At 63.5% G+C, this 11,917-nt stretch carries 13 protein-coding genes and 1 pseudogene; 12 read left to right on the top strand and 2 right to left on the bottom strand.

Annotated elements, in window-relative coordinates; translation table 11 throughout:
• Positions 1-6 precede the first annotated feature (6 nt).
• Genes ACSQ84_RS16210 through ACSQ84_RS16200 form a run of 3 tightly spaced genes read left to right on the top strand, consistent with a single transcriptional unit; the run spans position 7 to position 2,480 of the window.
• Positions 7-1,434 carry an FAD-binding oxidoreductase gene (locus tag ACSQ84_RS16210; protein ID WP_436213093.1) on the top strand — a complete coding sequence of 476 codons (1,428 nt, stop codon included), beginning with the start codon at positions 7-9 and terminating at the stop codon, positions 1,432-1,434.
• A complete protein-coding gene (locus tag ACSQ84_RS16205; RefSeq protein WP_436212686.1) occupies positions 1,431-1,886 on the top strand; it encodes a GNAT family acetyltransferase in 456 nt (151 codons plus the stop codon). The genes ACSQ84_RS16210 and ACSQ84_RS16205 overlap by 4 nt, the downstream gene beginning before the upstream one ends.
• 12 nt (positions 1,887-1,898) lie before the next feature.
• Complete coding sequence (locus ACSQ84_RS16200) at positions 1,899-2,480, top strand: GDP-mannose pyrophosphatase (RefSeq protein WP_436212685.1); 582 nt, start codon at positions 1,899-1,901, stop codon at positions 2,478-2,480.
• Between the two features lie 152 nt (positions 2,481-2,632).
• Here the strand turns inward: ACSQ84_RS16200 and ACSQ84_RS16195 are convergent, their stop codons facing one another.
• Complete coding sequence (locus ACSQ84_RS16195) at positions 2,633-3,391, bottom strand: SOS response-associated peptidase (protein ID WP_436212684.1); 759 nt, start codon at positions 3,389-3,391, stop codon at positions 2,633-2,635.
• A gap of 62 nt (positions 3,392-3,453) precedes the next feature.
• Between ACSQ84_RS16195 and ACSQ84_RS16190 the strand changes: the two genes are divergently transcribed.
• The 5 genes from ACSQ84_RS16190 (at position 3,454) to ACSQ84_RS16170 (ending at position 6,085) form a co-directional block, all read left to right on the top strand.
• Positions 3,454-3,966 (top strand): hypothetical protein, encoded by a 513-nt coding sequence (locus ACSQ84_RS16190; protein ID WP_436212683.1) that lies wholly within the window; start codon positions 3,454-3,456, stop codon positions 3,964-3,966.
• A gap of 184 nt (positions 3,967-4,150) precedes the next feature.
• Positions 4,151-4,570 carry an NUDIX hydrolase gene (locus tag ACSQ84_RS16185; protein ID WP_436212682.1) on the top strand — a complete coding sequence of 140 codons (420 nt, stop codon included), beginning with the start codon at positions 4,151-4,153 and terminating at the stop codon, positions 4,568-4,570.
• A gap of 75 nt (positions 4,571-4,645) precedes the next feature.
• Positions 4,646-5,023 carry a TIGR02301 family protein gene (locus ACSQ84_RS16180; protein WP_436212681.1) on the top strand — a complete coding sequence of 126 codons (378 nt, stop codon included), beginning with the start codon at positions 4,646-4,648 and terminating at the stop codon, positions 5,021-5,023.
• 1 nt (position 5,024) lies between these two features.
• Positions 5,025-5,669: an HAD family hydrolase gene (locus ACSQ84_RS16175; RefSeq protein WP_436212680.1), complete on the top strand. Its 645-nt coding sequence runs from the start codon at positions 5,025-5,027 to the stop codon at positions 5,667-5,669.
• A gap of 149 nt (positions 5,670-5,818) precedes the next feature.
• Positions 5,819-6,085, top strand: a complete 267-nt coding sequence (locus tag ACSQ84_RS16170; RefSeq protein WP_436212679.1) for a hypothetical protein — start codon at positions 5,819-5,821, stop codon at positions 6,083-6,085.
• Between the two features lie 163 nt (positions 6,086-6,248).
• Here ACSQ84_RS16170 and ACSQ84_RS16165 read toward each other — a convergent pair whose 3' ends face one another.
• Positions 6,249-7,583 carry a dihydroorotase gene (locus ACSQ84_RS16165; RefSeq protein WP_436212678.1) on the bottom strand — a complete coding sequence of 445 codons (1,335 nt, stop codon included), beginning with the start codon at positions 7,581-7,583 and terminating at the stop codon, positions 6,249-6,251.
• A 150-nt stretch (positions 7,584-7,733) separates the two neighbouring features.
• Between ACSQ84_RS16165 and ygfZ the strand changes: the two genes are divergently transcribed.
• From ygfZ to ACSQ84_RS16145, 4 genes and pseudogenes are all read left to right on the top strand, one after another.
• Positions 7,734-8,615: a CAF17-like 4Fe-4S cluster assembly/insertion protein YgfZ gene (gene ygfZ, locus ACSQ84_RS16160; RefSeq protein WP_436212677.1), complete on the top strand. Its 882-nt coding sequence runs from the start codon at positions 7,734-7,736 to the stop codon at positions 8,613-8,615.
• On the top strand, positions 8,612-9,238 hold the full coding sequence (locus ACSQ84_RS16155) for a DNA-3-methyladenine glycosylase I (protein ID WP_436212676.1): 627 nt from the start codon (positions 8,612-8,614) through the stop codon (positions 9,236-9,238). Before ygfZ ends, ACSQ84_RS16155 begins: the two co-directional genes overlap by 4 nt.
• Positions 9,235-9,843, top strand: a complete 609-nt coding sequence (locus ACSQ84_RS16150; RefSeq protein WP_436212675.1) for a YfbR-like 5'-deoxynucleotidase — start codon at positions 9,235-9,237, stop codon at positions 9,841-9,843. Before ACSQ84_RS16155 ends, ACSQ84_RS16150 begins: the two co-directional genes overlap by 4 nt.
• A 263-nt stretch (positions 9,844-10,106) precedes the next feature.
• Positions 10,107-11,109: pseudogene (locus ACSQ84_RS16145) on the top strand (IS110 family transposase).
• Positions 11,110-11,917: the final 808 nt, after the last annotated feature.

Below are 11,917 nucleotides of genomic sequence, written 5' to 3'. Positions count from 1 at the left end.
AAGGCCATGAATATCGTCCAGCCTGCCGTGCCGCTGCTTCCGCCCGAACTGATCGCGAAATTCCGCGCGATCGTCGGCGAGAAATATGCGGTGACCGATGCTGCCGATATCGCGCCCTATGTCACCGAGGAACGCGATCTGTTTCACGGAAAATCTCCGCTGGTGTTGCGGCCGGGATCGACCGCCGAAGTTTCCGAGATCTGCAAGCTCGCCAGCGCGCACAAAATCGCGCTGGTGCCGCAGGGCGGCAATACCGGGCTGGTCGGCGGCCAGACGCCACATAATGGTGAAGTCGTCGTTTCGCTGCGGCGGCTGGATAAAATCCGCGAGGTCGATGCGGCGTCCAACACCATGACCTGCGAGGCCGGCGTGGTGCTGCAGATCGCGCAAGCCCGCGCCCGCGACGTCGACCGGCTGTTTCCCCTGTCGCTCGGTGCCGAAGGCAGCTGCACCATCGGCGGCAATCTCTCCACCAACGCCGGCGGCACCGCCGCGCTCGCCTATGGTGTGGCGCGCGAGATGGCGCTCGGGCTGGAAGTGGTGCTGGCCGACGGGCGGATCCTGAACTCGTTGTCGAAGCTGAAGAAGGACAACACCGGCTACGATCTGCGCAATCTCTTCATCGGCGCCGAAGGCACGCTCGGCATCATCACGGCGGCGACATTAAAGCTGTTTCCGAAGCCGCGCGCGATCGAGACCGCCTATGTCGGCCTGCAATCGCCGGCGCAGGCGCTGAAACTGCTGTCGATCGCGCAGAACGAGGCGGCCGGCAGCCTCACGAGTTTTGAGTTGCTGGCCGATATCGCGGTCGATTTCAGCATCCGCCACGGCATCGACATCCGCGATCCGCTCCAAGACAAGTACCCCTGGTATGTGCTGATGGAGCTGTCGTCCTCGCGCGACGACGCCCGCGATGCGCTGGAAGCGATCCTCGCCAAGGGCATGGAAGAAGGCATCGTCGATGACGCGGTGATCGCGGCCAATCTCAGCCAGCGCTCGGCGTTCTGGAAGCTGCGCGACGAGATGTCGGCGGCGCAGAAGCCGGAAGGCGGCTCGATCAAGCATGATATCTCCGTGCCGGTCGCTGCCGTACCCGCTTTCATCGAGGAGGCCAACGCGGCCGTGGTGAAGTTGATTCCGGGTTCGCGGCCGGTGCCGTTCGGCCATCTCGGCGACGGCAATATCCATTACAACGTCAGCCAGCCGGTCGGCGGCAATACCGCGGACTTCCTGGCGCGCTGGCACGAGGTCAACGAAGTGGTGTTCGCGATCGTGCTGCGGATGGGCGGATCGATTTCCGCCGAGCACGGCATCGGCGTGCTCAAGCGCGACGAACTGCCCCACGTCAAGGACAACGTCGCGATCGAACTGATGCGCGGCGTCAAGGCGATGCTGGATCCGCTCGGCATCATGAACCCCGGCAAGGTGCTGTGAACGCCGCAGCGCCGCTTCCGTCCCTCGCCATCGCGCCGATCGCGGACGCCGACATTCCCGCCGTCATCGCGCTGTGGCAGGCCTGCGGGTTGACGCGGCCGTGGAACGATCCCGCGTCTGACATCGCGCTGGCGCGGCGTGAGCCGAATTCAACCGTGCTGATCGGCCGCGACGGCGGCGCCATCGTGGCGACCGCCATGACCGGCCATGACGGCCATCGCGGCTGGGTCTATTACGTCGCCACCGATCCGGAGCGTCGCAACCTCGGCTACGGCCGCGTCATCATGAACGCGGCCGAGGATTGGCTGCGCGCGGCCGGCATGGCCAAGGTGCAATTAATGGTCCGGCGCGAAAACGCCCACGCAGGCGCATTCTACCAGTCGATCGGCTATGCCGAAGCGCAGACCGTCGTCTTCGCCAAATGGCTCGACGGCCGCGAACCTACGCCTTGATGAGGGAACGCCATGACCATCTCCGACCGCGTCCGGGTCAAGGACGAGCGCGTCCTCTCCAACGCCCGTTACCTGTTGAAGAGCATCACGTTCGACTACCGCCGCGGCAACGGCGAATGGCAAACGCAAACCCGCGAAGTCTATGACCGCGGCAATGCCGCAGCGTTGCTACCGTATAATCTTGCCTTGCGCACCGTGGTGCTGGTACGGCAGTTCCGCTTGCCGGCCTACGTCAACGGCCATGACGATCTCCTGATCGAAGCTGCCGCCGGCATGCTCGACAATGTGTCGCCGGAGGAGCGAATCCGCGCCGAGGCCGAAGAGGAAACCGGCTATCGCCTCCACGACGTCAGGAAGGTGTTCGAGGCCTTCATGAGCCCGGGCGCGGTGACGGAGAAGCTGCACTTTTTTGTCGCCGAGTATGAAGCCTCAATGCGGATCGGCAGCGGCGGCGGCATCGCCGACGAGGGCGAGGACATCGAGGTGCTGGAATTGCCGATCGATTCCGCACTCGCAATGATCGCCGACGGCCGCATCGCAGACGCCAAGACCATCATGCTGCTGCAATACGCGGCGCTGCATATTTTCAGGTAAGCTGTCGTCCCGGGCTCACTGTCGTCCCGGCCTTGCGCCGGGACCCATACTCCGCGGCATTCGTTGTTTTTGAAGGTCTCCAGACCTTGCTCTCGCCGATAGGGCACGGCGTATGGATCCCGGCTCGCGCTTCGCTTGGCCGGGACGACGACTCAAAACAAACTTCCCTGCCCTTCATCCTCCGCCGATGACACCGCCTTGCGCGCGACCTTCTTCGGCTTCGGCTCCTCCGCCACCCGCTCCTCTTCCGTGATCGGCAGCAACAATTGTGCGTCATCATTGGCGACGCGATTGACGCGTGTCGAAATCTCGTGCCATGCGAATTCGCCTTCCGCGGGGCCGGTCAACAACGTCATGACGTCGTCGGCATCGTGGGCGCGGCCGTCCAGCCAGCGTTCGAATTCATCGGGCGCGATCGTCACGGGCACACGGTGATGCAGAGCCGCCAGATCGCGGCTCGCCGGCGCGGTGACGATCGCAACGGTGTCCATCTCCTCGCCGTTCGGCCCCATCCAGGTTTCGGCCAATGCGGCAAAGCCGACCGGCTTGCCATCGCGGCGGTGGATGAAGAACGGCCGTTTGCGGCCACTCGAATCCTGCCATTCGTAATAGCCGTCGGCCGGGATCAGGCAGCGCCGGCGTTTGATCGCATTCTTGAACGCCGGCTTGTCGCGCACCGTCTCGGAACGGGCGTTGATCAGCAACGCGAAGTTGCGCGGGTCCTTGACCCATGCCGGCAGCAGGCCCCAGCGCATCAACCGGAAGTGCCGGCCGCCGTTTTCCAGCATCACCACCGGAATCGGTTGCGTCGGAGCAATATTGTACCGCGGCGGAAAATTGGGCTGTTCGATATAGCCGAAAATCTGCCTAAGTGCCGCCGGCGGCGAGGTAATTACGAAACGTCCGCACATAATCCAACCCAGATGGGTATCCGTTTAATCCCTTTTAACCCCAAGTGTTAACACTGGAACAGATGAGCTTGCCGGCCGCCACAGAAGCGCGACCCGATCGCCCGACACCGCCACGCACGGGCCACATCGATGAGGCCCGCGCCGCCGTGCTGCGCGCCGCCAACATCAACCCCCGCACCGGACTTGCCACCGACTATCTGAATCATTTCAACGAAGCCATCATGCTGCTCGAGATGGTTCCGGACATGCCGGAATGCGCCGAGGATTTTCTGACCTGGAGTCCGCTGTCCTACGCCGAGCATTTCTGGGCTTCCAATTTCAAGGCCCGCGATCTCGCGATCGAGGCCTACGAATTGGCCGACCCCAGGATTCGCGCCGAGTTTGACAACATCGCCAACAGCATGACCTCGATTCTGACCGCGGTGGGCCTGGCGATGCGCGAAGCCCGCCAGGACAAGACCCGCGCCACGCTCGCCGAACAGGCCACCGGCTGGGTCAAGCCGTTGGTGGCGCTGGCCGGCGGCATCATCAACGGCGGCACCGAGGCCGACATCGAAACCATCATGTCGAACTAGCCGCATCTGGTATCGCATTAGCAGGTAGCCCGCATGAGCGAAGCGATATGCGGGATCGCGGCAACAACAACCCCGGATGTCGCCTCGCTCATCCGGGCTACCGGTCCGCTGCATCGGCATTAGACCTCCGGGCATCGTTCGGGCATGATCCACCCGAACCGTCACCGCTTTTCCGGATCACGCCTTGGATTCCGCTGCCATACCCGCCCGCCCCCAACTCGCCGTCAGCGGCGCGATCTTTCGCGACGGCAAGGTGCTGCTGGTCCGCCGCGCGCGGTCGCCGGGCAAGGGTTCTTACTCGTTTCCCGGCGGCCGGGTCGAATTCGGCGAATCGCTGCATACGGCGCTGCATCGCGAGGTCGACGAAGAGACCGGCTTGCGCATCGAGATTTTGGCGCTGGCCGGCTGGCGCGAGGTGTTGCCTGGAACCGGCGGCGGCGGGCATTATCTGATCCTGTCGTTCGCGGCGCGCTGGATCGCCCGGGAGCCGGTCCTGAACGACGAGCACGACGATTTTGGGTGGTTCGACCCCGACGCGCTCGGCGATCTCAAGCACACCGACGGCCTTCTGGAGGTCATATCAGCGGCACGGAAGCTGGTTTAGGCCCGAATGCCAGGGTATGGGCGCCTTGCTTCCTGCGCATTGAGGGGGCATATCGGGCGGGTTCTGGACCCCCAAATGCGCAAGCGCTTTCTCGCCCTCCTCATCGTCATCTCGGCCTGCCATCTGACGCCCGCACGGGCCCAGGATGGCGCCGCGCCGTTCGACCGCGATTTGCAGCGGCTGGCCGAGATCCTCGGCACGCTGCACTATCTGCGCGGCATCTGCGGCAGCAATGAAGGCGCGAAATGGCGCAACGAGATGCAGGCGCTGGCCGACGCGGAAACGCCTTCCGGCGAGCGCCGCGCCCGGATGATCGCCAGCTTCAACCGCGGCTATAACGGCTTTCAGCAGACCTACCGGACCTGCACGCCCGCCGCCTCGATCGCGATCCGCCGCTACATCGAGGAAGGCTCCAAGATCTCGCGCGACCTCACCGCGCGCTATGCGAACTGACATGCCCGTCGACGCTGTTTACTTCGACCTCGACGGCACGCTGACGGACCCCAAGCCCGGCATCACGCGCTCGATCCAGTATGCGCTCACGAGGCTCGAGCATCACACCATCCCGACTGAGGACGAACTGACCTGGTGCATCGGTCCGCCGCTGCGCGCCAGTTTTGTCAGGCTGCTCGGCGCTGAGCATCATGCCGACCGCGCGGTGTCGCTGTATCGCGAGCGGTTTTCCGATATCGGCCTGTTTGAGAACGCCGTGTATGACGGGATCGATGAGGTGCTGACCACGCTCGGCCAGTCCGGCCGGCGGCTGTTCGTCGCCACCAGCAAGCCGCATGTGTTCGCGACTCGCATCGTCGAACATTTCGGGCTGCGCCATCATTTCGAGCATGTGTTCGGCTCCGAACTCGACGGCACACGCGTCGATAAATCTGATCTGCTGGCGTATGCGCTGAAGATAGCTTCCGTTGATCCGTCCAAGACGCTGATGATCGGCGATCGCAGCCACGACATGATCGGTGCCGGAAATAACGGCATGCCGGGAATCGGCGTGCTCTACGGCTATGGCACCAGGGACGAATTGATCGGAGCCGGCGCGCGGCATGTCTGCGCCACGCCGCAGGCAATCCTCGATCACATTTCCTGATGTTTTTCGCGGAACCCGCGACCGATTCAAATGCCGGGGCGCCCGTTAACCTTTCTTAAAGATGTGCCTAGCAGGCCCTGCGCCGCATGCTACAGCTTGGCGATCAGATGCGCTCCGCGGGGGAACGCGCGCAACGTCCGTCGAGTTTCATGAGCCATCCTGCATCCTATTCGCTTCACCGCGATCCGCTGCCCGACCACGAACAGAAGCAGGCGGCCCTCAGCTACCTCCATGAAGCCTGGGCCGAGGCGCGCCACGACGGTGTCGACGGCGACTGCCTGGCGCAGGCGAGCCTGTTCACGGCGCTGGCCGAACTGGTCTCGACCTATGGCGAGGATGCAGTGGCGAAATTCGTCGAAGGCCTCCCCGCCCGCGTGCGCAACGGCGAGTTTTCGTTGTCGCTGGCGAAGCAGTAGTCCTTCAGCACGCTCCGCTGTCATCGCCCGGCTTGACCGGGCGACCCAGTATTCCAGAGACGTCAGCGATTGAATTGATAAGACGCGGCGTACTGGATCACCCGGTCAAGCCGGGTGACGACAAGTGTGGTTGAGGCGACACTTTCCCTCACCCGAACATCGCTCACCTCCTCAGCGTCTCCAAAAACCGCACCGGCTCGCCGGTCGATGGCGTCGTCAATTCGCCCTGCCACATCACGCGCTTGCCGCGCACGAAGGTGCCGACGGGCCAGCCGGTCACGCGCATGCCGTCATAGGGCGTCCAGCCCGCCTTCGACGCCACCCATTTGTTGGTGATGGTCTCAGAGCGCTTGAGATCGACGATCGTGAAGTCCGCATCATAGCCGGCGGCGATGCGGCCCTTGGTCGCGATGTTGTAGAGCCGCGCGGGGCCGGCGCTGGAGAGATCGACGAAACGCGCCAGCGACAAGCGACCGGCGTTGACGTGGTCGAGCATCACTGGCACCAGCGTCTGCACCCCGGTCATGCCCGAGGGCGAGGCCGGATAGGTTTTTGCCTTCTCCTCCAGCGTATGCGGCGCGTGGTCGGAACCGAGCACGTCGATGATGCCCTGCTCGATGCCGTACCAGATCCGGTCGCGGTGATCGACCGAGCGCACCGGCGGGTTCATCTGCGCCAACGTGCCGAGCCGCTCGTAGCATTCGGGCGCCACCAGCGTCAGGTGATGCGGCGTCGCCTCGCAGGACGCGACGTCCTTGTGGTCGCGCAGATAGTCGATCTCCTGCTTGGTCGAGATATGCAGCACGTGAATCCGTTTTCCCGCCTCGCGCGCGATATTCACCAGCCGCTGCGTCGCCATCAGCGCCGCGGTCTCGTCGCGCCACACCGGGTGCGAGCGCGGATCGCCCTCGATGCGCAGCGACTTGCGCTCATTGAGGCGGTATTCGTCCTCGGCATGGAACGCGGCGCGACGCTTGATCACCGCAAAAATCCGCCGCAGGCTTTCGTCGTCCTCGACCAACAGCGCACCGGTGGAGGAGCCGATGAACACCTTGACGCCGGCGCAGCCCGGCGCGCGCTCCAGTTCCGGCAGATCGGCGACGTTGTCGCGGGTACCGCCGATGAAGAACGAAAAATCGCAATGCATACGGTGATGCGCGCGCTTGATCTTGTCGGTGAAGGCCGCCCCGGTGACCGTCAGCGGATCGGTGTTCGGCATTTCGAACACCGCAGTGACCCCGCCCATCACGGCGCTGCGCGATCCCGTTTCCAGATCTTCCTTCTGGGTCAGGCCCGGTTCGCGGAAATGCACCTGGGTGTCGATCACGCCGGGCAGGATGTGCAGGCCTTTGCAGTCGATCGTCTCGGCGGCGGAGGCCTGCCCGAGCCCGCCGATCGCGGCGATCCGGCCGTTGGAAATGCCGATGTCGCGGACGCCCTCGCCGTCCTGATTGACCACGGTGCCGGATTTTAGAATGGTATCAAATCGCTGATTCATCGGTCCTCGACGCCCGCTTTAGGCTGCCTCTCGGGGTTGTTGACGGCACCTTAGCGCCTTAACTTCCCATGTGATATCCGGCACCAGTGTTTCCCCAGGAACTTGACGAAAAGCTCGAAACAGCACCTCCAAAATAGGCCTCTTAAGTCCATGAAAGCAGCGTTTCTTACCGACCGGGGCGTGGTCAAGGTTTCGGGCGAGGACGCCCGCAACTTCCTCAACGGGCTCGTCACCACCGACGTCACGCTGCTGCGCCCCGGCCTTGGCCGGTTCGGCGCGCTGCTGACGCCGCAGGGCAAAATTATCGCGGATTTTCTCATCACGGAGGCCCCGGACGGACATGGCGGCGGGTTCCTGATCGATGTCCCCCGCCCACTGGCAAAAGGCCTCACCGACAAGCTCGGCTTCTACAAGCTGCGCGCCAAGGTCGCGGTGGAAAACCTCTCCGACAGCCTCGGCGTGCTCGCGGTGTGGGATGGCGAGCCCGCAATGAAGCCTGACCTTTCGTTCACCGACCCGCGCAATGCGACGCTCGGCTGGCGCATCCTCATTCCCCAGGAGCTCAAGCAGAAGGTCGCTGATCTCTGCGGCGCTGATCTCGTCGATGAAGCCGCTTATGAGGTGCATCGCATCGCGATCGGCGTGCCGCGCGGCGGGCTGGATTTCATGTACAGCAACGCGTTTCCGCACGAGACCAATATGGACCGCCTGCACGGCATCGATTTCGACAAGGGCTGTTACGTCGGACAAGAGGTCGTCTCCCGGATGCAGCATCGCGGCACCGCGCGCACCCGCGCGCTTCGGGTCACGCTGGAGGATTTTTCGCCGGAAGCCGGCATTCCCGTCGTCGCCGGCGACAAGCCGGTCGGCACCATGGGATCGACCGCGGGCGGCCATGGCATCGCGCTGCTGCGGACCGATCGCGTCGCCGACGCGCTCGACGCCGGCCTGACGCTGTCGGCGGGCGGGCTTGCGATCCGCCTCACCGATCCGAACGACGTGCGCACCCCGCCGAAGCAGACCGTCGCATGAGCAAAGCCGCCCGCCTGCACGCCGACGGCAAGATGCGATGCCCATGGCCGGGCGAAGATCCGTTCTACATGGCCTATCACGACACCGAATGGGGCGTGCCCGAATATGACAACCGCGCGCTGTATGAAAAGCTGATCCTCGACGGTTTTCAGGCCGGATTGTCCTGGATCACCATCCTGCGCAAGCGCGACAATTTTCGCAAAGCCTTCGATGATTTCCAGCCCGAAAAGATCGCGCGCTACAATGCGAAGAAAGTCCATGCGCTGATGAACGATGCCGGCATCGTCCGTAACCGCGCCAAGATCGAAGGCGCCATCAACAGCGCCAAGGGCTATCTCAAGATCATGGAAGAAGGCGCGGGTTTTTCGAAGTTCCTGTGGGATTTCGTCGACGGCAAGCCGAAGGTCAATCAATTCAAGACCACCGCGAGCGTGCCGGCCTCGACGCCGCTCTCGATCACGATTTCCAAGGAACTCGGCGCGCGCGGATTCAAATTCGTCGGCCCGACCATTGTCTACGCCTTCATGCAGGCCACCGGCATGGTCAACGACCATCTGGTGACGTGCTTCTGCCACGAGAGCTGCAGCGGTCAACATCGCAAGCCCCGCCTCAAGGTCAAATGAAGCAGCGAAATTCCGATGTCGCGACCCGGGCCTGGCAGCGGATGCTGTCGGGACGGCGGCTCGATCTGCTCGACCCCTCGCCGCTCGATATCGAGGTCGCCGACATCGCCCATGGGCTGGCGCGCGTCGCGCGCTGGAACGGCCAGACCAGCGGCGCGCATATATTTTCGGTGGCGCAGCATACGTTGCTGGTCGAAGCCGTGCTGCGCCAGCAGATGCCCCGCGTCGATCTGAAATTCCGGCTCGCCGCATTGCTGCACGACGCGCCGGAATATGTCATCGGCGACATGATCTCGCCGTTCAAGGCGGTCATCGGCGGCGATTACAAGGTGGTGGAAAAACGCCTGCTGGCCGCGATCCACATCCGCTTCGGTCTGCCGCCGGTACTGACCGAGACAATCACGCAGGCGATCAAGGCCGCGGACCGCGGTGCGGCCTATCTCGAAGCTACGCGTCTGGCGGGTTTTGCGGAGGCCGAGGCAAAACGTTTGTTTGGGAGGGATCCCGGCCTGCCAGAGCCGACCGTGCGCGAATATCTGACGCCATGGACCGCGGCCAAGGCAGAGAAGCAGTTTCTGGCAAGGTTCGGTGCGGTGGCGTCGTAGGGGCTGCGTTCCGAGCTCCATCACCTCGTCGTCCCGGCGAACGCGCGGCCCCACATTCCGCTGTCATACCCGCGAAGGCGGGTATCCAGTACGCCGCGGCTTCTCGGTTCAATCATCAGCGTCTCTGGATACTGGATCACCCGCCTGCGCGGGTGATGGCAGCGTGGGTGTAACGGCAAACGCAACTTCGCGATCTCGCGGCGCATTGCGCCCGAGCTTTGCCAGAAATTCCTTGCCCTAGATCTCAGACAAGGGAGCCGTCCGTGGAACAGATTATCCGAATTGGAATGGATACGTCGAAGTATATTTTTCAGGTGCATGGGGTGGATGCAGCGGAGCGTCCGGTATTGTGCAAGCGGCTGGGGCGCAAGCAGATGCTGGAATTTTTTGCCAAGCTGCCTCCGACCGTGATCGGGATGGAGGCTTGCGGAGCCTCGCACTACTGGGCACGGGAACTTAAACGGATCGGCCACGAGGTGAAGCTGATCGCGCCGCAACACGTGAAGCCCTACGTCAAGCGCAACAAGAACGACGGGCGGGACGCCGAGGGGTTGTGCGAGGCGATGAGCCGGCCGACGATGCGGTTCGCATTGCGGAAGACGGGAGCAGCAGGCGGCGCTAATGCTGCAGGAGTTCGCCAGCAACTGATGACCGACGAACCCAGCTCAGCAACGCAATCCGCGGTTATGCGGCGGAGTTCGGCTTGATCACAGGGTTCCGTCAAGGTAGAGCCCTTGGCGATCGCGGGATGAGCCTGCTGGCGCCTGCAAGAGATAAGGCGCTGCAGGCCGCGACTATGCGGTTGCGCCGAACGAAGGCGGTCGAGGCCTGGTCGAAGGCCTCAAGACCTCGCGACGCCGACAGCGCCGTCGCTTGACAAGACCTTCCGGGCATCGGGCCACCGCGCCACGGCGTTGGTCATGGCGCCCGACGGGCTGTACCTGTCTTGCCGGCATTTTGCCGCCTGGATCGGGCTGACCCCAGATCATCCACCCGCCGGCAAGACCCGCCTCGGCAAGATCACCCGCGCCGGGGATGAAAGGCTGCGCAGTGTTCTGGTGGCGGGGGCCACCTCCGGTGATCCAGCAGGCGATGAAGGGCCGCGGCCGTCCGTCAGCTTGGCTGGTCGCTGCTGGCGCGCAAACCGCCGAAGCCTGCCGCGGCGCTCGCCAACAAGAACGCCCGCATCGTCTGGAAGCTGATGACGACGGGCGAGATTACGATGGCGCACGGATGCCCGAGGCATCGGTGGCTGCTGCCGCTTAAGAGATCGGCCGGTCGGGTTCGCCTGACCGGCTGAGCCGGAGCTGCAAGAGGAGGAGATGGTAGGATCAGATTGATCCAAGGTGCGAGACAATCCGTGGGACCCATTGGCCTGTAAAGGTCGCTGGCGTGTTTGGAACTCGCGTCGCGGAAAACCATCTTGGCCAGCGGCCACCAACCGCATCAACAGGCCGGACATATGGATGCAAGCGATCCGATCAGACCATCAAAAAACTCTTGTGGCACGGGGGCCGTCCACATATGGGTCCCTGCGTTCGCACATAGGCGCTAAAATAGACTTGCGGGACGGAATCGCTTGTGATTCTAGCGTGCCATGAGACACGAATCGCTTGTGAATGAAGACTGGGCGGGCATCGTTGCGCCTTGGCGGCATGAATCGCTTAGAAGTTACGGCGCAGGAGACGAAGGCGTTCCAGCGACCGCGTGAGATCACCAATGCGGTGGATTTGCAGCGCTGATCCGGCCTATTGTCTGGGCGAATGGGGGTTGCGATCGACCGCCGCATGGGCGGCGTCGGTGGGGCTTGTCGATATTTCCAATGTAGCTCTGCTGTATCGCTTGCGTCAGGTGCGGAGATTGGCTCGCGATGCTGGTGGGTCATGCGCTTGCTAACGCCGCCCGCAAGCCAGCCGGCGACGCTTGATCCGTATTATCGACGCCACTTCGGTGCCGAAGAAGGACCGGGCGCCATGAAGAAGAACGGGTGTGGCGGATTCACAGCGCGTTCGACCTTCCACAGGAGCGTTTGCCGATTTCAGCGGCCGATCAGCAGGCTGGCGAGACGCTGGAT

This window comes from Bradyrhizobium sp. LjRoot220 (assembly GCF_964252915.1).
GTDB lineage: Bacteria > Pseudomonadota > Alphaproteobacteria > Rhizobiales > Xanthobacteraceae > Bradyrhizobium.
The sequence above is the reverse complement of the archived record's forward strand: the minus strand, read 5'-3'. Positions and strand labels throughout refer to the sequence as shown.

Bases quoted from the DNA above. Each gene is read 5' to 3' on its own strand.
- ACSQ84_RS16170 (WP_436212679.1), top strand. From the start codon at position 5,819: ATGAGCCATCCTGCATCCTATTCGCTTCACCGCGATCCGCTGCCCGAC.
- ACSQ84_RS16210 (WP_436213093.1), top strand. From the start codon at position 7: ATGAATATCGTCCAGCCTGCCGTGCCGCTGCTTCCGCCCGAACTGATC.
- ACSQ84_RS16155 (WP_436212676.1), top strand. From the start codon at position 8,612: ATGAGCAAAGCCGCCCGCCTGCACGCCGACGGCAAGATGCGATGCCCA.
- ACSQ84_RS16200 (WP_436212685.1), top strand. From the start codon at position 1,899: ATGACCATCTCCGACCGCGTCCGGGTCAAGGACGAGCGCGTCCTCTCC.
- ygfZ (WP_436212677.1), top strand. From the start codon at position 7,734: ATGAAAGCAGCGTTTCTTACCGACCGGGGCGTGGTCAAGGTTTCGGGC.
- ACSQ84_RS16180 (WP_436212681.1), top strand. From the start codon at position 4,646: ATGCGCAAGCGCTTTCTCGCCCTCCTCATCGTCATCTCGGCCTGCCAT.
- ACSQ84_RS16175 (WP_436212680.1), top strand. From the start codon at position 5,025: ATGCCCGTCGACGCTGTTTACTTCGACCTCGACGGCACGCTGACGGAC.
- ACSQ84_RS16195 (WP_436212684.1), bottom strand. From the start codon at position 3,391: ATGTGCGGACGTTTCGTAATTACCTCGCCGCCGGCGGCACTTAGGCAG.
- ACSQ84_RS16150 (WP_436212675.1), top strand. From the start codon at position 9,235: ATGAAGCAGCGAAATTCCGATGTCGCGACCCGGGCCTGGCAGCGGATG.
- ACSQ84_RS16165 (WP_436212678.1), bottom strand. From the start codon at position 7,583: ATGAATCAGCGATTTGATACCATTCTAAAATCCGGCACCGTGGTCAAT.
- ACSQ84_RS16190 (WP_436212683.1), top strand. From the start codon at position 3,454: ATGAGCTTGCCGGCCGCCACAGAAGCGCGACCCGATCGCCCGACACCG.